The 20,546-nt window shown below is 52.0% G+C and carries 20 protein-coding genes, 1 pseudogene and 1 riboswitch; of the genes and pseudogenes, 9 read left to right on the forward strand and 12 right to left on the reverse strand.

The window, feature by feature from the left end; all coding sequences use genetic code 11:
• Positions 1-117: riboswitch (TPP riboswitch) on the forward strand.
• A 71-nt stretch (positions 118-188) separates the two neighbouring features.
• The 4 genes from A9165_RS07430 to A9165_RS07445 are packed head-to-tail and all read left to right on the forward strand — an operon-like array spanning position 189 to position 4,013.
• Positions 189-2,267: a TonB-dependent receptor gene (locus tag A9165_RS07430; protein WP_065955441.1), complete on the forward strand. Its 2,079-nt coding sequence runs from the start codon at positions 189-191 to the stop codon at positions 2,265-2,267.
• An 11-nt stretch (positions 2,268-2,278) separates the two neighbouring features.
• Positions 2,279-2,527, forward strand: coding sequence for a hypothetical protein (locus tag A9165_RS07435; RefSeq protein WP_008606839.1), 249 nt, complete (start codon positions 2,279-2,281; stop codon positions 2,525-2,527).
• Entirely contained in the window at positions 2,524-3,153 is a 630-nt protein-coding gene (gene pnuC / locus A9165_RS07440; protein ID WP_008606840.1) for a nicotinamide riboside transporter PnuC, read from the forward strand. The genes A9165_RS07435 and pnuC overlap by 4 nt, the downstream gene beginning before the upstream one ends.
• A complete protein-coding gene (locus tag A9165_RS07445) occupies positions 3,102-4,013 on the forward strand; it encodes a phosphotransferase (RefSeq protein WP_065955442.1) in 912 nt (303 codons plus the stop codon). Before pnuC ends, A9165_RS07445 begins: the two co-directional genes overlap by 52 nt.
• On the opposite strand, the gene A9165_RS07450 is transcribed toward A9165_RS07445, so the two are convergent.
• Positions 3,987-4,169 carry a helix-turn-helix domain-containing protein gene (locus tag A9165_RS07450; RefSeq protein ID WP_008606842.1) on the reverse strand — a complete coding sequence of 61 codons (183 nt, stop codon included), beginning with the start codon at positions 4,167-4,169 and terminating at the stop codon, positions 3,987-3,989. The two genes, A9165_RS07445 and A9165_RS07450, sit on opposite strands and share 27 nt — an antisense overlap.
• 179 nt (positions 4,170-4,348) lie before the next feature.
• Here A9165_RS07450 and A9165_RS07455 point away from each other — a divergent pair, with 179 nt between their 5' ends.
• From A9165_RS07455 to A9165_RS16575, 5 genes and pseudogenes are all read left to right on the forward strand, one after another.
• Complete coding sequence (locus tag A9165_RS07455; RefSeq protein ID WP_065955443.1) at positions 4,349-6,469, forward strand: S9 family peptidase; 2,121 nt, start codon at positions 4,349-4,351, stop codon at positions 6,467-6,469.
• Between the two features lie 269 nt (positions 6,470-6,738).
• Positions 6,739-9,534: a monovalent cation/H+ antiporter subunit A gene (locus tag A9165_RS07460; RefSeq protein ID WP_065955444.1), complete on the forward strand. Its 2,796-nt coding sequence runs from the start codon at positions 6,739-6,741 to the stop codon at positions 9,532-9,534.
• Positions 9,534-9,890 carry a Na+/H+ antiporter subunit C gene (locus A9165_RS07465; protein WP_008606845.1) on the forward strand — a complete coding sequence of 119 codons (357 nt, stop codon included), beginning with the start codon at positions 9,534-9,536 and terminating at the stop codon, positions 9,888-9,890. The genes A9165_RS07460 and A9165_RS07465 overlap by 1 nt, the downstream gene beginning before the upstream one ends.
• On the forward strand, positions 9,887-11,401 hold the full coding sequence (locus A9165_RS07470) for a monovalent cation/H+ antiporter subunit D (RefSeq protein ID WP_065955445.1): 1,515 nt from the start codon (positions 9,887-9,889) through the stop codon (positions 11,399-11,401). The genes A9165_RS07465 and A9165_RS07470 overlap by 4 nt, the downstream gene beginning before the upstream one ends.
• Positions 11,398-11,682 (forward strand): annotated as a pseudogene (locus A9165_RS16575) (Na+/H+ antiporter subunit E); the annotation flags it as partial. The gene A9165_RS07470 and the pseudogene A9165_RS16575, both read left to right, overlap by 4 nt.
• Here A9165_RS16575 and A9165_RS07475 read toward each other — a convergent pair.
• The 11 genes from A9165_RS07475 to A9165_RS07525 all read right to left on the reverse strand — a co-directional run bounded on the left by A9165_RS07475 (position 11,569) and on the right by A9165_RS07525 (position 20,542).
• Entirely contained in the window at positions 11,569-13,545 is a 1,977-nt protein-coding gene (locus tag A9165_RS07475; protein ID WP_255365670.1) for a proton-conducting transporter membrane subunit, read from the reverse strand. The pseudogene A9165_RS16575 and the gene A9165_RS07475 sit on opposite strands and share 114 nt — an antisense overlap.
• 175 nt (positions 13,546-13,720) lie before the next feature.
• Positions 13,721-13,999 carry an HPr family phosphocarrier protein gene (locus A9165_RS07480; RefSeq protein WP_065955446.1) on the reverse strand — a complete coding sequence of 93 codons (279 nt, stop codon included), beginning with the start codon at positions 13,997-13,999 and terminating at the stop codon, positions 13,721-13,723.
• The gene (rapZ, locus tag A9165_RS07485) at positions 13,989-14,846 is read right to left on the reverse strand and encodes an RNase adapter RapZ (protein ID WP_008606859.1); all 858 of its coding nucleotides are present in this window, start codon (positions 14,844-14,846) and stop codon (positions 13,989-13,991) included. The genes A9165_RS07480 and rapZ overlap by 11 nt, the downstream gene beginning before the upstream one ends.
• Positions 14,843-15,316 (reverse strand): PTS IIA-like nitrogen regulatory protein PtsN, encoded by a 474-nt coding sequence (ptsN, locus tag A9165_RS07490; RefSeq protein WP_008606860.1) that lies wholly within the window; start codon positions 15,314-15,316, stop codon positions 14,843-14,845. The genes rapZ and ptsN overlap by 4 nt, the downstream gene beginning before the upstream one ends.
• A gap of 2 nt (positions 15,317-15,318) precedes the next feature.
• On the reverse strand, positions 15,319-15,606 hold the full coding sequence (gene hpf, locus A9165_RS07495) for a ribosome hibernation promoting factor (protein ID WP_008606862.1): 288 nt from the start codon (positions 15,604-15,606) through the stop codon (positions 15,319-15,321).
• A 25-nt stretch (positions 15,607-15,631) separates the two neighbouring features.
• Positions 15,632-17,149: an RNA polymerase factor sigma-54 gene (locus A9165_RS07500; protein ID WP_065955447.1), complete on the reverse strand. Its 1,518-nt coding sequence runs from the start codon at positions 17,147-17,149 to the stop codon at positions 15,632-15,634.
• A gap of 115 nt (positions 17,150-17,264) precedes the next feature.
• Positions 17,265-17,987 (reverse strand): LPS export ABC transporter ATP-binding protein, encoded by a 723-nt coding sequence (gene lptB / locus A9165_RS07505; protein WP_008606865.1) that lies wholly within the window; start codon positions 17,985-17,987, stop codon positions 17,265-17,267.
• Complete coding sequence (gene lptA / locus A9165_RS07510) at positions 17,984-18,475, reverse strand: lipopolysaccharide transport periplasmic protein LptA (RefSeq protein ID WP_008606866.1); 492 nt, start codon at positions 18,473-18,475, stop codon at positions 17,984-17,986. The genes lptB and lptA overlap by 4 nt, the downstream gene beginning before the upstream one ends.
• The gene (lptC, locus tag A9165_RS07515) at positions 18,465-19,019 is read right to left on the reverse strand and encodes an LPS export ABC transporter periplasmic protein LptC (RefSeq protein ID WP_008606867.1); all 555 of its coding nucleotides are present in this window, start codon (positions 19,017-19,019) and stop codon (positions 18,465-18,467) included. The genes lptA and lptC overlap by 11 nt, the downstream gene beginning before the upstream one ends.
• The gene (gene kdsC / locus A9165_RS07520; RefSeq protein WP_008950151.1) at positions 19,016-19,570 is read right to left on the reverse strand and encodes a 3-deoxy-manno-octulosonate-8-phosphatase KdsC; all 555 of its coding nucleotides are present in this window, start codon (positions 19,568-19,570) and stop codon (positions 19,016-19,018) included. The genes lptC and kdsC overlap by 4 nt, the downstream gene beginning before the upstream one ends.
• The gene (locus A9165_RS07525) at positions 19,571-20,542 is read right to left on the reverse strand and encodes a KpsF/GutQ family sugar-phosphate isomerase (protein ID WP_008606869.1); all 972 of its coding nucleotides are present in this window, start codon (positions 20,540-20,542) and stop codon (positions 19,571-19,573) included. It abuts the gene before it with no gap.
• Positions 20,543-20,546: the final 4 nt, after the last annotated feature.

The following is a 20,546-nucleotide window of genomic DNA, read 5'->3' on the forward strand; positions in this document are numbered from 1 at the left end:
AGCGCAACCAAGGGGTGCCCTTCTGAAATATTCGGAGGTGTGCTGAGATGCCGTTTTGGTAAACCCTTAGAACCTGATCCGGATCATACCGGCGGAGGGATGGTGCTAACTCCCCAAAAAGCGTGCCTGTGACTTTCGTGTCCTGAGCCATGCTGTGTGATCCGCTACATCTATTCGGAGTTGATCACATGCTGTTTCGTATTTCTGCATTATCTCTGGCGTTAAGCGCTGCCATAGCGGTCAGCGCAACCGAAGCTGAACTTGAACATATCACGGTAAAAGGCGATTTCCGGCAACAGGATCTGCAACGTCTGGCGGGCAGTGTGGCGGTTTTATCCGAGCAGGATTTACAGCGCCAGTCGGTACAACACCTGGATGACGCACTGCGGCAATTCGCCAATGTCAACTTTGCTGCCGGGGCGTCCCGTGGCCGTTTTTTACAGGTGCGGGGTATTGGCGAGCGCAGCGAATTTATTGATGTGATTAACCCATCGGTGGGCATTCTGATTGATGGCATCGACTATGCCGGCTTGGGGATCAGCAGTCTGGCGCATCCGGAGCAACTGGAAATCTTCCGTGGCCCGGAAGCCACCCGTTTTGGTACCAATGCGCTGGCTGGCATGGTAAATCTGACCAGTAAGGCGCCTAGCGCCGTGGCGGAAGGGAAGGTCAGTGCCACTGTGGCTAACTACGATAGCTGGCAGTTAACCGGGGTCTATAGTGCGCCGATCAGTGAACAGCTGGCGTACAGCCTGACGCTGGATCAGAATAAATCAGCGGGTTTTATAAACAATGCCTATCTGAACCGCGATGACACCAATAATCTGGATGAATTTACTGCCCGGCTGCGCCTTGATTATCAGGCGTTAGCTGAGCTGAAACTCGGCTTTACCGCGCATTTGATTGATCAGCAAAATGGTTACGACGCCTTTTCACTGGATCGTAACCGCACCACCTTATCCGATGAGCCCGGGCAGGACAAATTACGTAGCAAAGCAGTAGCTGTGACAGCCGACTACCATGGGCTGGCGCTGGCGGATATGTTTACCCAGCTGAGCTATCTGAACGCGGATTCGGATTATGGCTTTGATGAAGACTGGAGTTATGTTGGTATCCATCCCTGGGGTTACTCCTATCAGGATCGTTACCTGCGCGGCCGTGAACAATGGACGCTGGATTACCGGCTAACCTCTAAAACCGACGGCCAGCTATGGGGGCAAACTGATTGGGTTGTTGGGCTTTATGCCAGTCAACGCGACCTGTCTCTGTCGCGATTACGCCGGGCCGAGAGTCGCTGGCGTTATTTTGATAGCAGCCTGGAGCGGCGTAATCTGGCGCTTTATGCTGAAACCCAAAGCCCACTGACCGACAAGCTGACGCTGGTGCTGGGTGGACGTGTCGAGCGCTACCGCGATGATTATCTGGACTCGGGTAATATTAGTTTACGCCCGAACGAAACCCTGTGGGGCGGTAAAATCAGCCTGAACTATCAGCTGAATCAGCAAGCGATGCTGTATGGCTTGTTATCACGCGGTTATAAGGTGGGCGGGATCAATGGTGAGGCTCTGGCGAGAGCCGGCGAAGATCGTTTTGCGCAACTGGCTGAAAAAGCCAGCTTTAAGTCAGAGAGCTTGCTCAATGCTGAGTTTGGCGTCAAGGGTAGTGCTGCCGATGGCAGTTTAACCACCCGGGTGGCTGCGTTTTATATGTGGCGGGATGATATGCAGGTTAAGGGTTGGTTAAATCCGGATCTGGGCCCGGAGTTTGCCGGTTTTATCGATAATGCTGCCAGTGGCCGTAACTATGGTCTGGAGGCCGAAACCCGACTGCTGTTGTCACCAAGTACACAACTTTTTGTCAATCTTGGCTATTTGCAAAGCAAATTGGGTCGTTACCAGACCGACAGTGGCCTGGATATGACCGGCCGCGATCAGGCGCATGCGCCACGTGTTAACTACAGTGTCGGTGCCGACTGGTATCTGACTGAACAGCTGACGCTGCAAGCGGGCGTGCAGGGCAACAGTGGTTTCTACTACTCAGATGGTCATAATGCGAAAGCCGGTAGCAGCCAACTGCTGAATCTGCGGCTTGGCTATCAGCTGGCACAGTGGGAGCTGGCAGTATGGCTGCGCAATGCGCTGGATAAAGATGTTGGGGTGCGGGGATTCTATTTTGGCAATGATCCCCGTGATGAATATGCGCCCCATGTTTATGAACAGTTTGCTGAACCGCGCCGCTTCGGTGCCACTATCAGCTATAGCTTCTAATAGAGGTTCGAATGCAACTTTCAGTTGAAATTAGCAAGTATCCGCTGGCTGAAGATTATAAAGGCCCTATTCTGGCCTTTCTCGGACAGCTCGCGCAGGAGACGGAGATTGAAGTGCTGACCAATACCATGAGCACCCAGATCTTTGGTGAGTACGACGCTGTGATGCAAGCCTTACAGCGTTGTATGCGCTGGTCGATGGAGCACTACGGTAAGCTGGTGTTTGTCTGTAAGTTTATTCCCGGTGATTTACGGCCATGAATGAACTGCTGAGCAAGCTGATTGCCGACTGGCAACTGTTGCACAGTATCGAGCTGGTGGCGACGGTACTGGCGATAGCCTATGTGTTACTGGCCCTGAAGCAGAGCATCTGGTGTTGGCCGGCGGCCTTGCTCAGCACCTTACTTTTTACTCATGTGATGTGGGATTCTGCCTTGTTATCCGATGCGCTGCTGCATCTGTATTATGCCGGTATGGCCTTGTATGGTTGGTGGCGCTGGCAGCAACTGAAGCAGCAACCCGGGCAGGCTCATACCGTGTTTGAATGGGCCTGGCAGCGTCATTTATTACTGATCAGCCTGACCGCGATGGGCGGTCTGGCATTAGGCTACCTGATGGCCAATTATACCCGGGCTGACTTTGCCTATCTGGATGCTCAAACCACAGCCTTTAGCCTGGTAGCCACCTGGCTGGTCGCGAAAAAGCTGTTATCAAACTGGCTATACTGGGTGGTGATTGATGCCGTGTCGATCTTTATCTATGCGCAAAAACATCTGTATTTTCTGACCGCGTTGTTTATGCTGTATACCATTATTGCCGTGGTGGGATATTTTGCATGGCGCAGCCATTATCAACTGCAGCTGACATTGCACAGCAAGACGCTGTAAGGCAGCTTTGCGAACAACTGGAGTTTTTTCAGCAGCACCCGCCGCTGGAGATCCGGCCCCTGGCTGCCGGCCAGAGTAATCTGAACTACTATCTGCGTACTGCACGTGGCGAATATGTGCTGCGGCGCTATGCCCGCCAACTTGGTATATGCCGGCAGCAGGAGTTTCGTTGCCAACAGGCTGCTGCCGCTAAACAGATCGCTGCCACACCTTTGCTGCTGCATAACCATCAGCAACTGCTGATTTCGGAGTTTCTACCCGGTGGCGAGCCGCTTCAGCTTACCGACAGTCGTTTGAGCTTGCTGGCGGATACCCTGGCGATTTTGCATAACCTAAGGGTGCAAACACCACTATTACAGCCAGCCAGTTACTTGCGGCAGTTATTGGCTCAGGGACAGCAGAGCACCTTACAACCCGCTGCTGACCTTTTCGCCGCCTTGCAGCGCTGTGCTGAGCAATTTACGGGGATGGCAACGGATCTGGTGCTTTGTCATCTGGATCTGCACGCCGATAACTTGCTGTGGAACGGCGATAAAATCTGGTTACTGGATTTTGAGTACAGTCAGTTGTGCGACAACAGCTTTGATTTGGCGGCGATTATGCTGCATTTTGAGCTGACAGCAGCACAGCTGCAAAGGTTGTTGCGTCAATATAGCGCACAGCGGCGCTATCCGGACCGGCATACCGCAGAGCGTTTGGCAGCGACCTTGCCACAACGTCTGCAGTTGGCAAAATGCCTGTATAGTGGCTTTTGCTGGCTTTGGTATCAGGCTACGCCTGCCCTGCACCACAGGGCAAACAGTTGGCAACAGAGATTACAGCAGTTACTGCAATCAGAGACCACCGAGCCGTTCCGCTAACACCTTGTAGCGTTTGACGTCTTCTTCGGCAAACATCGGCTTACCACTGGCATCTTTCTCCGCTGGCACCAGCAGGTGCTCGCGGGTTAAGCGTTCGACCCGGATCACCGGAATACCTAATACCTCTGCCACTTGTTCAGTGGTTAATAAACCCATTTTGACTCTCCCGTTTTTCTTATTATTTGCGATCAGCAGCTACTTTGCATCAGTATAAGTCATGCTGCAAGGGCTGCCAGGTCGGATGTTACAGTGTTTTACATTTTTTTGCTGGTAGCGGGTTAAAAAAACGTGCTAAATGAAAATGTGTTTATTAACGAAAGCAAAGCGAGGTTAAAATGTTTCTGAAACAGCCGCTGCTGTGGTTTGTTGCCATCCTCAGCGTTCCGGTGATGGCCAGCTCAGCAGTATTAACGGAGGCGCCACGAGCCGCCAAAGTGGATTTTCAGGTGGTCTCCCCCCATGGTACTCGTAACGATCCTTATTATTGGTTGCGTGATGATACGCGCTCTGATCCGAAAGTCCTGGCGTATTTAGAGCAGGAAAATGCCTGGTGCCGCCAATATAGCGCGGGCTATCAACAACTTACGACGCAACTGACCGAAGAAATTATTGGTCGGGTAAAGCAGGATGACAGCTCAGTTCCATACCGCAAAGGCGATTACCTGTATTACAGCCGTTATGAAACCGGTAAAGAATACCCAATCTATGCCCGTAAGGCGGCGAGCGGCGGCGCTGAACAGGTGCTGCTGGATGTGAATCAACTGGCTGACGGCAAGGATTTCTATCAGGTTGCTAATCTGGCGATCAGCCCGGACCAGCAGTTACTGGCCTATATGGAAGATCTGAATGGCCGGCGTCAGTATACGCTGCGGGTACGGGATCTGCGTACTGGCAAAGAATTAACGGATTCTTTAAGCGGGCTCTCGGCAGCCATTGCCTGGTCGGCGGATAGTAAACAGCTGTTTGTGGTACAAAACGATCCGGTGACCTTGCTTAGTAACAAGGTGCTGCGGCATACCTTGGGTCAGGATCCGGCCAAAGCGGCGCTGGTTTATGAAGAGTCAGACAACAGTTTCTATATGTGGGTCAGCAATAGTCAGGATAACCGCTATGTAATGATTCAGCTTGGTAGTACCGTATCTGACGAGATCAGAGTATTGGATGCGGCTAAAACTGATGGTCAGTTTCAGGTGCTAGCGCCAAGACAGCGTGATTTTAAGTACGGCGCTGAGCATTTGAACGGCCGCTGGATTATCCGTACTGACTGGGAAGCGCCGAACTATCGGCTGATGACAGTAGCGGCTGATAAAATCGGTGATCGCACGCACTGGCAGCCACTGCTGGCGCATAGCGAGCAGATTTTTATCCAGAATTTTGAGCTGTTTAATGATTATCTGGCGATCAGTGAGCGCAGTGACGGTTTACAGCGGATCCGGGTGATGCCATGGCAGGATCCTAGCAAAGCCTATTATATCAGCTCTGATGAAGCGGCGTATGTAACCGGCTTTGACATGAATGCCGAGCAGAATACCACTCTGCTGCGTTATACCTATACCTCTTTGACCACGCCGCCCAGCGTCTATCAGCTGGATATGGCAAGCGGTGAGAAGACGCTGTTGAAACAACAGGAAGTGTTAGGTGGCTTCGATAAAGCCAACTATGTGACAGAGCGGGTATGGGCAACGGCGCAGGATGGTACCCGGATCCCGGTATCACTGCTGTATCGCAAAGGCTTTAAACGGGATGGCTCTGCCCCCCTGTATCAATATGCCTATGGCTCTTATGGTATGTCGATGGATCCCTGGTTCCGGGCTAGCGTGTTATCGCTGGTGGACCGCGGCTTTGTTTATGCCATTGCCCATATTCGTGGCGGTCAGGAAATGGGCCGGCATTGGTATGAACAGGGTAAACTGCTGAATAAAATCAATACCTTTACTGATTTTATTGCCGTTACCGACCATCTGGTAGCCGAAAAATATGCCGCCAAAGATAAGGTGATTGGTATGGGTGGCAGCGCCGGCGGTTTGCTAATGGGTGCAGTGGCGAATATGGCACCGCAGAAATACCGGGCGCTGGTCGCACATGTGCCGTTCGTCGATGTGGTGACTACCATGCTGGATGAAAGCATTCCACTGACCACCAACGAGTTTGATGAATGGGGTAACCCGAAACAGCAACCTTTTTACGATTATATGCTGTCGTACTCGCCCTATGATCAGGTTTCTGCTCAGGCCTATCCGGCTATGCTGGTGACCACAGGCTTACATGACTCTCAGGTGCAATATTTTGAGCCGGCAAAGTGGGTGGCCCGCTTGCGCGAGCTGAAAACCGACAACAACCCCTTGCTGTTCCGCACCAATATGGAAGCCGGACACGGCGGTAAGTCAGGGCGTTTTGCTCGTCTGGCGGAAACGGCTGAAGAATATGCCTTTATTCTGAATCTGCTGGCAAAATAACCGCTACGTTTTGGGCAACGGCTGCATTGCCGGTCGTTGCCCCTGCATTTCGCGCTCCCTGCCTCGCTTTAGCCTGCCAGCGATAGACTTTTTTCAGCGCTACAGGTATAACTATAAGCATAATAATAAATTATTTTACCTGTCATGTCGGAATTCCCAGACATCCTCTATGCTGAAGTCAAATCGGTACCAGCTGCTGTCGTAAGGGTGGCGGGGTGCTGCTGTTACTCAGGTCAGCCACTTAATCACTTACAGGAACTTACTGCGCTATGAATGTGTTATGGATTTTGCTGCTACCGATGTTGGGGACCCTGGTGCCGTTATTGCTGGCCAAACAATCCCGCAGCCGTAATGCCTGGGGTACCGCGGCGGCGCCGGCGCTGGCGCTGGCGATCTTATTAAGCACCACTCAAAGCGTGTTTTCCGGCGAGGTACTGCTGCAGCAATGGCAATGGATCCCGCTGCTGGGGCTGGATCTGACCATCCGGCTGGACGGTCTGGCGTACCTGTTTTCCTTGCTGATCCTGGCCATTGGCCTGCTGATTATTTTGTATGCCCGTTATTATCTGTCTGAGCAGGACTCGATGCCGCGCTTTTACAGTTTTCTGATGCTGTTTATGACGGCGATGCTGGGGATAGTGCTGTCGGGTAATATTCTGCAAATCTGGTTGTTTTGGGAGCTCACCAGCATCAGTTCCTTTTTACTGATCAGCTTCTGGTGGCATAAGTCTGAAGCGCGCCGTGGCGCCCGCATGGCATTAACCATTACCGGTGGTGGCGGGCTTTGTTTGTTGGCGGCGTTTTTACTGCTGGGCAATATTGCCGGTAGTTACCAACTGGCTGATATCTTAGAGCAGGGTGCCTTAATCCAGCAGCACAGTCTGTATCCGCTGTTGCTGGTGCTGTTCTTACTGGGCTGTTTTACCAAGTCAGCACAGTTTCCGTTTCATTTCTGGTTACCCAATGCCATGGCGGCCCCGACGCCAGTCAGTGCCTATCTGCACTCTGCTACTATGGTTAAAGCCGGTATCTTTCTGCTGGCGCGCTTTTACCCGGCGTTGTCGGGCACTGAGCTCTGGTTCTTGCTGGTTAGCTTAACCGGCCTGACGACCTTATTGGTTGGTGCTTATCTGGCGCTGTTTAAACATGATTTAAAGGGCTTGCTGGCCTATTCCACCATCAGCCATCTGGGGTTGATCACCTTATTATTTGGTCTGAATGCGCCGCTGGCGGCAGTGGCCGGCGTTTTTCATATTATTAACCACGCGACCTTTAAAGCCTCACTCTTTATGGCAGCCGGTATTATTGACCATGAATCCGGTTCGCGCGATATGCGGCGCTTAAATGGTCTTTGGCAATTTATGCCGATCACCGCGACCCTAATGATGGTGGCGGCTGCCGCTATGGCCGGGGTGCCGCTGCTGAATGGCTTCCTGTCAAAGGAAATGTTTTTCGCCGAAACACTGCAACAGCACCTGCTGGGCGCCTTATCCTGGATTATTCCGCTACTGGCAACGGTGGCGGCGATTTTCTCGGTTGCGTACTCGTTACGTTTAATTCACGACGTGTTCTTTAATGGCCAGCCGAAAGGCCTGACCAAGACGCCGCATGAGCCGCCGCGCTATATGCGCTTACCGGTTGAGGTACTGGTAGTGCTCTGTATTCTGGTAGGGATAGCTCCCGCGATGTTGGTGGGCGGTTTATTAAATAGCGCAGCCAGTGCGGTGCTCGCCGGTAATTTACCGGAGTACAGCCTGGCGATCTGGCATGGCTTTAATCTGCCGCTGCTGATGAGCGCCATTGCCCTGGCCGGTGGTGTGCTGATGTATGTAAAACGCAAGCAGCTATTTGATTTTCAGAGTGCGCTACCCGGTGTCGATACGCTGAATATTTTTGAGCAGCTGATGAAGCAGCTGACCTGCAGCGCCGAAAAGTTGTATAACTGGATTGATAACGGCTCATTGCAGCGCTATATGGCGCTAATGTTAACGGCCTTTGTGATCCTGGCCGGTTTGCCGCTGATCCAGATGGATGCGCTGGGCGGCGGCCGGGCGGAAATTCCTATCGATGCCGTTAATGCGACCGGTGCCGCTATGCTGCTGATCAGTGCTTTTGCCACTGTGGTCTGGCATCGCAAACGGTTCGTGGCCTTACTGATGATTTCAGTGGTGGGCCTGATGGTGTCGATTGCCTTTACCCGCTTTTCGGCCCCCGATCTGGCACTGACGCAATTAAGTGTGGAAGTGGTGACCATTATTCTGCTGATGCTGGCACTGTTCTTCCTGCCACATAAAACGCCGAAACAATCTGAGCCATCTAAGGTGGTACGGGATCTGGGGCTGGCCTCTCTGGTCGGTATTATTGTCGGTAGCCTAAGCTATGCCATTATGACGCGGCCCTTTACCACCATTTCTGATTTCTTTATTGCCAATGCCAAAACCGGCGGTGGCGGCACCAATGTGGTGAACGTGATCCTGGTCGATTTCCGCGGCTTTGATACGCTGGGGGAAATCGCGGTACTGGGGATTGCTGCGCTGGGGATCTTTAAATTACTGACCCGTATTCCGGTATTTAAACCCAGCAGCGACGGCGAAGGCCGGCCCTGGGCCCGAGAGCGGCACCCGTTACTCTTGGCCACCGTGGCCCAGAGTATCCTGCCGCTGGCGCTGATGGTGTCTATCTATATTTTCTTCCGTGGGCATAACCTGCCGGGTGGTGGCTTTATCGCCGGCTTGATTACTGCGGTGGCCATTATCCTGCTCTATATCTCGCAAGGGGTGGACTGGGTTAAAGCGCGGATGAATATCGAGTATCAGCGGGTGGTGGCAGTGGGTCTATTGATTGCCTTTATGACCGGGTTAGCAAGCTGGCTGTTTGGCCGCCCTTATCTGACCTCCTGGTTCGACTACTTCCAGTTACCGCTATTCGGAGAAATCGAACTGGCCAGTGCTATTGCTTTTGATTTGGGCGTCTATGTCACTGTTGTTGGCGCGACCCTGCTGATCCTGGCCAGCCTGGGTAAGATGACCACCTCGTACCGGCCAACTCATAAGGAGCAATTGTAATGGAAACCCTGTTTGCCTTATGTATCGGTTTTTTAACCGCCTGTGGCGTGTTTTTAATGCTGCGTGGTCGTACCTTCCCGGTCGTGGTAGGTTTGACCATGCTGTCTTATGCGGTCAATTTGTTTATCTTTGCCTCCGGCCGCTTAAATCTGAAAGGTGCAGTGGTACTGGGAACGTCCGACAATTACGCGGATCCTTTGCCACAGGCCTTAGTATTAACCGCGATAGTAATAGGTTTTGCGATGACAGCCTTTTTAGTGATCCTGGCGATCCGGGCCCGGGCCGATCTGGGGAATGACCACGTGGATGGCAGTATGCCGGCACCGCGCCACGCCAAGCGGGAGCGCACTAAATGAACCATTTGATCCTGGTGCCGATTATACTACCGTTTTTAACGGCGCTGCTGATTATGCTGCCGCCAATTCACTACTCAGCGCAGCGCCGGCGCTGGCTCAGTATGATCTCCACCGCGCTGTTGCTGGTGGTATCCGTCGTCTTGCTGTTCACTATTAAGCAGCAAGGGCTGACATTTTATGCCCTGGGCAACTGGCAACCGCCTTTTGGCATCATTATGGTGGCGGATCTGGTCAGCTGTATTATGCTCTGCCTGACGGCCTTTCTGGCCCTGGGCGCTATCAGCTATGGCAGTGCCGGTGAAGATGAAAAGGGTTCATTCTTCCACCCGTTGTTTCAGTTCCAACTGATGGGGATTAACGGCGCCTTCCTGACTGGCGACCTGTTTAACCTGTTCGTGTTCTTTGAAGTGCTGCTGATTGCTTCCTATGCGTTGCTGATCCATGCCGGTGGCAAAAATAAAACCCGTGCCGCTGTGCACTATGTGGTGTTAAACCTGACCGGCTCGGCGGTGTTCTTGCTGGCCCTGGCGATCCTGTACGGTACCCTGGGCACGCTGAATATTGCCGACATGGCACTGAAAGTCACCCAGTTGCCGGATGATAACCTGATGCTGGTTAAAGCCGGCGCCTTAATGCTGTTGATAGTCTTTGCGCTGAAAGCAGCTATTCTGCCGCTGCAGTTCTGGCTACCGGCTACCTATGCCTCCGCCTCGGCGCCGGTTGCCGCCCTGTTTGCGGTAATGACCAAGATTGGCGTTTATGCACTGCTGCGGGTGTTTACCACCATTTTTGGCGAGCAAGCTGGCCCACTACAAGGGTTAGCGAACAGTTGGTTGTGGCCCTTTGGCTTAGCGACGATGCTGCTGGGCGCCATTGGTGTGCTGGCCAGTCAGGATTTCCGTAAGCTGGTTGCCAATCTGGTGCTGGTTTCGGTTGGCAGCCTGGTGGTGTTGGTGGCAGTACAAAATACCGCTGCCCATGCTGCGGTACTGTATTATACCGTACACTCGACCTTGATCTGTGGCGCCTTATTCCTGCTGGCAGATTTGATTGCGACCCAGCGTGGCAAGGCACAGGATCGACTGGTCGCCGCGCGGCGGGTGAATCAACCGGTGTTGTTGGGCACGCTCTTTGTGCTGTGTGCTATTTCTGTCGCTGGCCTACCGCCGTTATCAGGCTTTATCGGCAAGGTGATGCTGCTGCAGGCGGCCTTTGGTGTCAGTGGCCAGTACTGGTTGTGGGCTATCTTGTTGTTATCCAGTCTATTGGTGCTGATTGGCCTGTCACGCGCCGGTAGTACCCTGTTCTGGCGGGTGAGTGGTATGCAAAAAGCCGAAGAGCGGGTGCAACCGTTACAATTATTTGCCGTGTTATGGTTACTCAGTGCCAGTCTGCTGCTAATGGTGTTTGCCGGCCCATTGACTGAACTTAGCTTTGCCGCCGCCCGTCAGCTGGCGGATGTGCTGGGTACCATCCAAAGCATTCTTCCCGGCTCAGGAGTCTTACCATGAGAATGACACCCCGCTTTAGCTGGTTGCCGACACCTTATCGTAGCCTGCTGTTATTTGTGATTTGGTTGTTGCTGAATCAGAGCCTGGCCTTGCTGCATTTGTTTTTTGCGACGGTATTGGCGATTGGTATTCCCTGGATCTGTTACCGCTTCCGCGATCCGCAGCCGTTAATTGAACGTCCGGGCCTGGCGCTGCGTTATATTCTGCGGGTATTTGCCGACATTATTACCGCTAATGCGCAGGTGGCGGTGTTGATCCTGGGACCGGTTAAGAAGCTGCGCCACCACGCCAAGGAAAGAGTTCAGTACCACTGCGCTGACAATAGTGGTTAGCAGGACCAGAAAAATCACGGCTTCCTGTACCCGGACATCGCTAAATTGCCAGTTAAGCTCAAAGTGCTCCAGCCTTAGCATCGCCCAGCCGACCAACAGTACCACTGTCGCCATTGTCGTCAGCAGATAGTTGCGTAAATAACCGTTCTGTAGCACCCGTGTTTGCCAGGCGGCAAAGCTGACCAGCGCTGCCATCAGTTTGTTGTAGCCGGCTTCCGGCCCGGCTTTACTCAGCGTCTCCACCACGGCGGTAAGTTTGCGCCACGGCTGCCAGAAGCGGAATAGTAATAAACCCAACACCAGACTGCCAAGGCTAAGCAGCAGTGGCAGGTTAATGCCATGCCACAGTGCCAGATAACCGCTAATAGGTTGGCCATAGACCGCGGTTGCTGCCGCATTTAATAAGTACTGATCCGGTAGCATCGGTAACAGACCGAAAATCAAGCCAAGCGTAGCGAGTACGGCGGGCCCGACTAACATTTGCCAGCCCGGATCATGCGCCGGCTTAGGTGTCGGTAACGCCTGACCAAACCAGGGTTTAATCGCCAACAGCGCAGCAACCAGCACCACAAAGATATTCGCCAGTACCGTAGCGGCGGTCAGTCCCAACTGCCACTGCGAGCCGCTTAACACTGCCTCCAGCAGCAGCTCTTTACCGACAAAACCAAATAGCGGGATCACTCCGGCCAGAGACAGAGCCGCCACTACCGCAACCAGGGTAGTGCGCGGCATCAGCTTACGTAAGCCGGATGCTTTCTCAAAGTCCTTAATGCCGGCTTCATGGTCGAGAATACCAGCAATCATAAACAGTGCCCCTTTATAGAGCGCATGCGCCAATAAGAAGGTGACTGCGGCCAGCGCCGCCTTTTCGGTACCTAACCCCAGTAACATGGTGAGGGTACCCAGCGCCATCACAGTGGAATAGGCCAACACTTTTTTGATGCCGGTGGCGCGGCTGGCCAGGAAAATACCGGTCAGCATAGTGAGTGCTCCCACTGCACTTAAGGTCAGCAACCAGACTTCACTGCCTCCCAGGCTGGGTTGCAGGCGCGCCAGCAGATAAACCCCGGCCTTTACCATAGTTGCAGAGTGTAAGTAAGCACTTACCGGTGTTGGAGCTGCCATCGCATTCGGTAGCCAGAAATGAAAAGGTGTTTGCGCTGATTTGGTAAAGGCTCCCAGCAGGATCAGGATCAGCATCGGTAGATAGAGGCTGTGACCGGTCAAATCCTGTTGCAGCACATCACTCAGTTGATAGCTGCCCGCGGCCATACCCAGCATAATCAGCCCTGTCATCAGCGCCAAACCACCCAGCACTGTTACCATCAACCCCTGATGGGCTTTTTGGCGTGACTCGCTATCTTCGTGATTAAAGCCGATCAGCATAAAGGAGCTGACGGTGGTCAGTTCCCAGAACACAAATAAGGTGATCAGATTATCGGATAATACCAGGCCGAGCATGGCGCCCATAAAGCTGAGCAAGAATAAAAAAAAGCGCCCCAGTGCCGGATGCCCTTGCAGATATTGGCCGGCATAGCAGAGGATAAAGGTGCCGATACCGGTGATCAGTAAGGCAAAGAGTAACGACAAGCCATCCAGCATAAAGCTGAGCTGAATACCCAGCCCCGGAAACCATGGCCAGCTTTGCAGCAGCGGCTGCCCCTGACTGACGGCACTGAGTTGGCTGGCGAAATAGATAAATAGCGTAGCGGGTAACAACGCTAGCACCAGACCAGTATGTTTACCGAGCAGTCGATACAGATGTGGCGCGATACAGGCGAGCAAAAAGATCGAGAGGACCACATATAACATAAGCTACTCCTGTTTAGATAGCCTGAAATTGCGGTTGATACGCACCCCAGCGTGGCGCGGATTGCTGTTTAAGAGTAGTTCAAGCTACTAATTTTCAATTAAAAAAACTGAACAAGGCAGTAAAGATAGCAGATTTAGGGGGGGGAATAAAGAAAAACCGGCCGAAATCGCCGGTTCAGAGCTCGTCAAAGCCGGCGTCTATTAACGCCACTATCGCCTCTAGCGCTGCTGCAGCATCAGGCCCTTCAGTGGTAACAGTCAGGGTTTTGCCCTTGCTACTGGCCAGCATCAGCAGTGCCAGCACACTACCGGCATCGGCCGTTTTACCGTCATCCTGCACCAGTTCAACCTTAGCCGAAAATTTCTGGCACAGTTGTACCAACTTAGTGGCAGCCCTGGCATGTAACCCCAGCTGATTGATGATGGTAACCTGTTGACTGAGTTTAGCGGCCATGATGACGTTTTAACTCCCGGTGCCGGATTTGCACATCATCACGTTGACTGCGATAGCTTTCCGCCAGACTTTCCGCGATATAAACCGAACGGTGTTGGCCACCGGTGCAACCGATAGCGATTGTCAGGTAGCTGCGGCTATTACGCTCCAGATGCGGTAACCAACTGCTGATAAAGCTGTTAATTTGCCAGATATATTTACCTACTATGGCTTCTGCCGCCAGATAGTCCTTTACTGGCTGATCCAGACCCGTCAGGGGCTTTAACTCTGGTTCCCAGTGCGGATTGGGCAGAAAACGGGCATCAAACACAAAGTCGGCATCCTTGGGAATGCCATATTTAAAGCCAAAGGACTCAAACAGGATCACCAGGCGACCGGTTTTCTGGCCAAGGATCCGTTCACGCAATACTTCTGCCAGTTGGTGTACGTTAAGGTCAGTGGTATCAATATAGAGATCGGCGCGGCTGGCAATAGGATCTAACAGTTGCTGTTCGCGGGAGATCGCTTCATCCAGTGACATCGCCTGGTGAGATAGCGGATGTAAACGCCGGGTTTCGCTAAAGCGTTTAATCAGGGTAGTGTGGTCCGCATCCAGATACAGGATAGTCAGTTCCAGCTTACGCGGCAGGTAAGACAGGATCTCCGCCAGCTCTTCCGGTTCATTCGGCAGATTACGTACGTCAATACTGACGGCAACCCGCTCATACTGACCCATCACCGCATTAGCGAGAGTCGGTAATAAATTAACCGGAATATTGTCGACGCAGTAGTAGCCCAAATCTTCCATTACTCTCAGCGCCACCGATTTTCCTGAACCTGAGCGGCCACTGACTACCAGCAGTTTCATTTTTCACCCGTTTGTTGGCTATAGTCCATTAATAACTGATACAGCTCCTGATCAGAACTGGCATGTCGGATCTTTTTGGTCAGATCTTTTTGGGTCAGCAGTTTTGCAATACCAGAAAGTGTAGTTAAGTGAGCCTGACACTGATCTTTCGGGATCAGGATGGCACAAAAAATATCGACGCCCTGGTTATCGATAGCGTCAAAGGGGATCGGATCCTGGCTTACCACAAATATCAGGATCGGTGAGGTGACGCAGTCGAGCTTGCCATGGGGAATGGCAATACCACCACCAATACCGGTTGAACCCAGCTTTTCCCGGGTCATCAGGGCTTCCAGAATGCTGTACTCAGACATCTCTGGCAGCTGTTGATGAGCCAGCTCGGCAATATATTCGAGGATCCGTTTTTTGCTGTTAAAAAGAACTGCACTCTTGGTGCAGTTCTTCTCCAGCATAGCGCTTAAATTTATCATGGTTAGTGTCGCGACAACTTTTCTTTGTGTTTAATCACTTGCCGGTCCAGTTTATCAATTAACTGGTCAATTGCAGCATACATATTTTCATCCTCTGACACAGCAAAAACTTCACCGCCGTTCAAATGTACTTTGGCTTCAGCGATTTGCTTCAGTTTTTCCACGTTCAGAATAACATGCACGTTATTGATATTCTCGAAATGACGCTCCAGCTTGGAAAATTTACTGTCTACATATTCTCTCAGAGAGTCGGTAATTTCTACATGACGGCCAGTTAAGTTGATTTGCATAGACTCTTCCTTCTTGTTAAGACACTTACAGCAAGGTCTTTCGTTGATTAGATGGCGCAATAAACAGCGATTCACGGTACTTGGCGATGGTACGCCTTGCGACATTGATCCCCTGTTCGGATAAGATTTCTGCCATCTTACTGTCACTCAGTGGCTTAGCCGGGTTCTCTGCTGCCACCAATTTCTTAATAAAGGCACGGATGGCGGTAGATGAACATTCACCACCACTCTCTGTACTAACATGACTGGAGAAGAAGAATTTAAGTTCAAAAATTCCGCGCGGCGTATGCATATACTTTTGGGTAGTAACCCGGGAAATTGTTGACTCATGCATACTTACCATTTCTGCCACATCATTTAATACCATGGGTTTCATGGCCTCTTCGCCATGCTCAAAAAAGGCTTGTTGCTGTTGCACGATACAGTTGGCGACCTTTAGCAAGGTTTCGTTGCGGCTTTCCAGACTTTTCAAAAACCATTTCGCCTCCTGCAGATGTGAGCGGATAAACTGGCTGTCGGTACTGCTTCTGACCGTTCTGGACAGCGCAGCATACTGCTGGTTGATTTTCACTTTGGGCATGGCATCCGGATTCAGCTCCACCTGCCAACGACCTTTAACCTTGGTAACCACTACATCAGGAATCACATATTGCTGTTCCTGCCTGATCACATCGGCGCCGGGGCGCGGGTTCAGGCTGTGGATCAGGCGCATCACTTCTTTTAACTCATCTTCTTTGAGTTTAGTCACCCGCATCAAAGAACGAAAGTCCCGGTTAGCTAAAAAGTCGGTATATTCGCTGATTATTTGTTTTGCATCATTTAAATAGGGGGTGGCAGGATCAAACTGCCGTAGCTGGATCAGCAAGCACTCTTTCACTGAGCGGGCCGCCACACCGACAGGGTCAAACAATTGGATCCGTTTTAATACAGCCTCGACTTCATCGGCTTCGACATCCGGCAGCTGCAGTGAGGCTAAGATATCTTCCACATCTATGGTCAGTAAACCGGCTTCATCGACGGCTTCAATAATGACTTCGGCAATGGCGCGGTCTGTCTCAGAAAAAGGGGTAAGGTCCATTTGCCAACGCAAATAATCCTGCAAGGTTTCAGTGGTTTCGCCCTGATATACCAGATCCTCGTCTGGCAGGGCGCCATTGCTGACCGGGGCGGCACTGACTAAATCGTCCCAGTTATTGTCCAGTGGTAAGTCCTCCTGGATATTCTGCTCGGCCATTGCCTCGCTGGTATCGCGCTCACTAACGTCATTAAATTCCGGATAATCGTCATTACCAGCCTGGTAGTCTTCACTGTCAGACGTTGACCCGCTGCTTTCTTCACGGTTGATATTCGACAGGCTCAGGTCGGTCTCGGGCGTGCCCGGTTCGAAGTCGTCGTCGGGCTCAAGCAAGGGGTTGGCATCCAGCGCTTCCTGAATTTCCTGCTGCAGCTCAATGGTGGAAAGCTGCAATAAGCGGATCGCTTGCTGCAGCTGCGGCGTCATTGTTAGCTGTTGGCCAAGGCGAAGTTGTAAAGACGGCTTCATGTAAGTCTGATTCTCTCCTGAGTATATCCCCTCCATCCTGGAAGTGGCTGCGGTCTGTGCCGCCTGATTGCGCCTTCCGTGTCAGCGGGTGGAGGACTTGACGCTGATTGCCCTACTATAGCCTGAATTGCTCACCCAGGTATACATCGCGGACCTGTTGATTCGCTAACACATCCTGCGGCGAGCCGGCGGCAATTAATTCACCATGACTGACAATATAGGCTATTTCGCAGACATCGAGGGTTTCCCGCACATTATGGTCAGTGATCAGTACCCCGATGCCGCGCTGGCATAGGTGCTGAATAATTTTTTTAATATCCAGCACCGAAATCGGGTCCACGCCGGCAAAGGGTTCATCCAGCAAAATAAAAGCAGGATCTGCGGCCAGAGCGCGTGCGATCTCTACCCGCCGCCGCTCACCACCGGACAGCGCCATACCAAGGCTATTTTTAATATGGCCAATATGAAATTCTTCCAGCAGGTCATCGGCGATTTCTTCCCTTTGCTGGCGGTTAAGTTCCTTTCGGGTTTCCAGAATTGCCAGCAAATTGTCGTATACCGTCAATTTGCGGAAAATCGAACTTTCCTGCGGTAAATAACCAATACCCGCCCGGGCCCGCTGATGAATAGGGGCGAAGGTGATATCTTGCTCGTTTAACGTGATCTGACCTTTATCGGATGGCACCAGACCAACAATCATATAAAAAGTGGTGGTTTTGCCGGCACCATTGGGTCCCAACAAGCCAACGATCTGACCTGCTTTGACTTCCAGACTGACATCTTTTACCACCTGCCGGCCTTTATAGCTTTTGGCCAGATGTGAAACCACTAACTTCATTGATTTTCCTTGGTTTCTGGCGTGAAAATGGTGGTTACCCGCCGGTTTTGTTCACTGCCGGCCGTTAACTGTTGTAACTCGATGTTATAACGAATCACATCACCACGCACCAGAGAACCGCTTTGGGTAAGCTCGGCATCCGCAGTCAGCGTCAGGGTCCGGCTGGCCAAATCGTAGCGGATCTCATTCGCTTGGGCTGTTACCGGCCGGTCGCCTTCCAGTAACTGGGAATAGGTAGCCGGACGACCGGTAAAAATAAACACCTCATTACCTTTACCGGCACTGGCATTGATCTCCAGCTTATCGGCTTTGATTAGCAAGGAGCCTTGGGTGACTTCGACATTGTTGACGTAAACCGCGATATTATCGCGAATGGACGCCTCAGTATTATCTGCGTTAATCGCAATCGGCAAAGTATGATCTGGCTTCGTCGCTGCCAGAGCTTGCGAACTAAAAAATACTGCAGCGATTAATAACTTAGTTTTCATTGGCGTATACCGTTTCCAGATGTTTTTGCAGCACTAAATGTTGTGCCGTGAGGTCGGCCTGCAGGCCGATGCCCAGAATATAAAAGCCTGGTCCGCTAAGCCGCACCCGCTCATGCGTTTGCAGCGTTTTTTCTGGCAACAGCATTTGTAATGAGGCTGTTTCAACCTGTTCAATAAACTCGCCAGGCAGCAAATTTCTGAGCAGGACTTGCTGTTCCAGAATAATTTTATCTTCCGGAAACCAAATACCTTGCTGACTGCTGATTTCCCAAGCGGCTTGATGTTCATCGTTAAACAGGGTGTAGCGCGGCAATTCAAACTGCGTAAAACCCAGTTGCTCAAAATGTTCCAGCCGTTTGGCTTGCAGATGATCCGCAATATAGCCCTGCTGGTCATAAACACGCAAGGTCAGGTTTTCCGCAATATAATCGGGCAGGAATTCGCGGTCGGCCTGGCGATCGGTATCGCCGCCTTGCGGCGCAAACCATAAGTAGGCCGCAAGCAGTACCAGGGCGGTGACACTTAATACGAAAAACTTTCTCATGTGCTGCTACCATCAAATTGCAGAAAGCGCTGCTGTGCAATCAGTAACAAATCACACAGTTCCCGCACCGCGCCATAGCCACCGGGTAAACTGGTGCAAAGGTGCGCCTGTTGTTGCAGATAGGGATGGGCATCCCGCACAGCGACAGCCAGGCCACAGTGCTGCATTACCTGCCAGTCGGCCAGATCATCACCTATATAGGCAACCTGATCTGGCTGAAGTTGCAACAGCGCCAGAATTTCCGCAAAGGCGGCCATTTTATTTTCCTGGCCCTGATAGATGTGCTTTACAGTCAGTGCCTTCATGCGCTGCTCTACAATAGCGGAACGCCGGCCGGTGATGACCGCCACCTCAATACCGGCCTGGCGCAATGCTTTGATGCCATAGCCATCGCGGGTGTGAAACGCTTTTAACTCTTCGCCGGCGTTGCCAAGATAGATCCGACCATCCGAGAATACGCCGTCTACATCACATATTAATAGGCGGATTTGACGGGCCAGGTTTGCTTGCTGGTCACTGAGTGGTTGATAAAGTTGCTGATACAGCTCCATTTATAGCACCCCGGCTTTTAATAAATCATGCATATTTAAGGCGCCCACCGGCTGGCGCTGCTCATCGACTACGATCAAGCCGTTAATCTTCTTTTGCTGCATAATGTTCAGTGCTTCTGCCGCTAACATATCGGCTTTGGCAGTAATGCAATTCGCCGTCATAACCTGTTCAATGGCTACGGTATGGATATCCAGGCGTTGGTCCAGAATACGTCGCAAATCACCATCCGTGAAAATACCGGCCAAACTGCCATCGGGATTGACGATAGTGGTCATCCCCAGGCCTTTCTTTGATATCTCCAGTAAGGCGTCTTTAATACTGGCTTGCCGGGCAACGATAGGGACCTGCTCGCCCTGATGCATAATATCTGACAGGCGCAGCAACAGCTTGCGGCCGAGACTTCCACCGGGGTGTGACAGCGCGAAATCATCAGCAGAAAAGCCTCTGGCATCCAGCACCGCGACGGCAATGGCATCACCCATAGCAAGGGTAGCGGTAGTGCTGGCGGTTGGTGCTAAACCCAGTGGGCAGGCTTCCTGTGCTACAGCGACACAGATATGCACATCGGCAACTTGTGCCAGAGTAGAGTCAGGTTTACCGGTCATCGCAATCAGCGGAATACCCAGGCGTTTGATCACCGGTACTATGGTCAAGACTTCCGCTGTTTCGCCGGAGTTTGAAATGGCAATCATAATATCACCGGCTGAAAGCATGCCCAGATCGCCATGGCTGGCTTCTCCGGGATGGACAAAAAACGCCGGCGTACCGGTCGAAGCCAGGGTCGCTGCGATCTTATTGGCAATATGACCTGACTTACCAATACCACTGACAATCACCTTGCCGCTGGCGTCCAGAATCAGTTGGCAGGCACGTTCAAAGTGCTGATCAAGGTATTGTTCCAGTTGCTGCACCGCCTGAGCTTCTATTCGCAGTACTTGCAGCGCCTGATCACGAAAAGTCTGAGAGGCCATAGTT

Source organism: Alishewanella sp. HH-ZS, assembly GCF_001704375.1.
In the GTDB taxonomy this organism is placed as follows: domain Bacteria; phylum Pseudomonadota; class Gammaproteobacteria; order Enterobacterales; family Alteromonadaceae; genus Alishewanella; species Alishewanella aestuarii.

Excerpts from the sequence above, each read along its gene's own strand:
- A9165_RS07525 (WP_008606869.1), bottom strand. The coding sequence starts at position 20,542 with ATGGCCTCTCAGACTTTTCGTGATCAGGCGCTGCAAGTACTGCGAATA.
- A9165_RS07465 (WP_008606845.1), top strand. The coding sequence starts at position 9,534 with ATGGAAACCCTGTTTGCCTTATGTATCGGTTTTTTAACCGCCTGTGGC.
- A9165_RS07460 (WP_065955444.1), top strand. The coding sequence starts at position 6,739 with ATGAATGTGTTATGGATTTTGCTGCTACCGATGTTGGGGACCCTGGTG.
- kdsC (WP_008950151.1), bottom strand. The coding sequence starts at position 19,570 with ATGGAGCTGTATCAGCAACTTTATCAACCACTCAGTGACCAGCAAGCA.
- A9165_RS07470 (WP_065955445.1), top strand. The coding sequence starts at position 9,887 with ATGAACCATTTGATCCTGGTGCCGATTATACTACCGTTTTTAACGGCG.
- A9165_RS07430 (WP_065955441.1), top strand. The coding sequence starts at position 189 with ATGCTGTTTCGTATTTCTGCATTATCTCTGGCGTTAAGCGCTGCCATA.
- lptC (WP_008606867.1), bottom strand. The coding sequence starts at position 19,019 with ATGAGAAAGTTTTTCGTATTAAGTGTCACCGCCCTGGTACTGCTTGCG.
- A9165_RS07450 (WP_008606842.1), bottom strand. The coding sequence starts at position 4,169 with ATGGGTTTATTAACCACTGAACAAGTGGCAGAGGTATTAGGTATTCCG.
- ptsN (WP_008606860.1), bottom strand. The coding sequence starts at position 15,316 with ATGATAAATTTAAGCGCTATGCTGGAGAAGAACTGCACCAAGAGTGCA.
- A9165_RS07480 (WP_065955446.1), bottom strand. The coding sequence starts at position 13,999 with ATGGCCGCTAAACTCAGTCAACAGGTTACCATCATCAATCAGCTGGGG.
- A9165_RS07455 (WP_065955443.1), top strand. The coding sequence starts at position 4,349 with ATGTTTCTGAAACAGCCGCTGCTGTGGTTTGTTGCCATCCTCAGCGTT.
- pnuC (WP_008606840.1), top strand. The coding sequence starts at position 2,524 with ATGAATGAACTGCTGAGCAAGCTGATTGCCGACTGGCAACTGTTGCAC.
- A9165_RS07445 (WP_065955442.1), top strand. The coding sequence starts at position 3,102 with ATGGCGCAGCCATTATCAACTGCAGCTGACATTGCACAGCAAGACGCT.
- A9165_RS07500 (WP_065955447.1), bottom strand. The coding sequence starts at position 17,149 with ATGAAGCCGTCTTTACAACTTCGCCTTGGCCAACAGCTAACAATGACG.
- rapZ (WP_008606859.1), bottom strand. The coding sequence starts at position 14,846 with ATGAAACTGCTGGTAGTCAGTGGCCGCTCAGGTTCAGGAAAATCGGTG.
- hpf (WP_008606862.1), bottom strand. The coding sequence starts at position 15,606 with ATGCAAATCAACTTAACTGGCCGTCATGTAGAAATTACCGACTCTCTG.
- lptA (WP_008606866.1), bottom strand. The coding sequence starts at position 18,475 with ATGAAAACTAAGTTATTAATCGCTGCAGTATTTTTTAGTTCGCAAGCT.
- A9165_RS07435 (WP_008606839.1), top strand. The coding sequence starts at position 2,279 with ATGCAACTTTCAGTTGAAATTAGCAAGTATCCGCTGGCTGAAGATTAT.
- A9165_RS07475 (WP_255365670.1), bottom strand. The coding sequence starts at position 13,545 with ATGTTATATGTGGTCCTCTCGATCTTTTTGCTCGCCTGTATCGCGCCA.
- lptB (WP_008606865.1), bottom strand. The coding sequence starts at position 17,987 with ATGAAGTTAGTGGTTTCACATCTGGCCAAAAGCTATAAAGGCCGGCAG.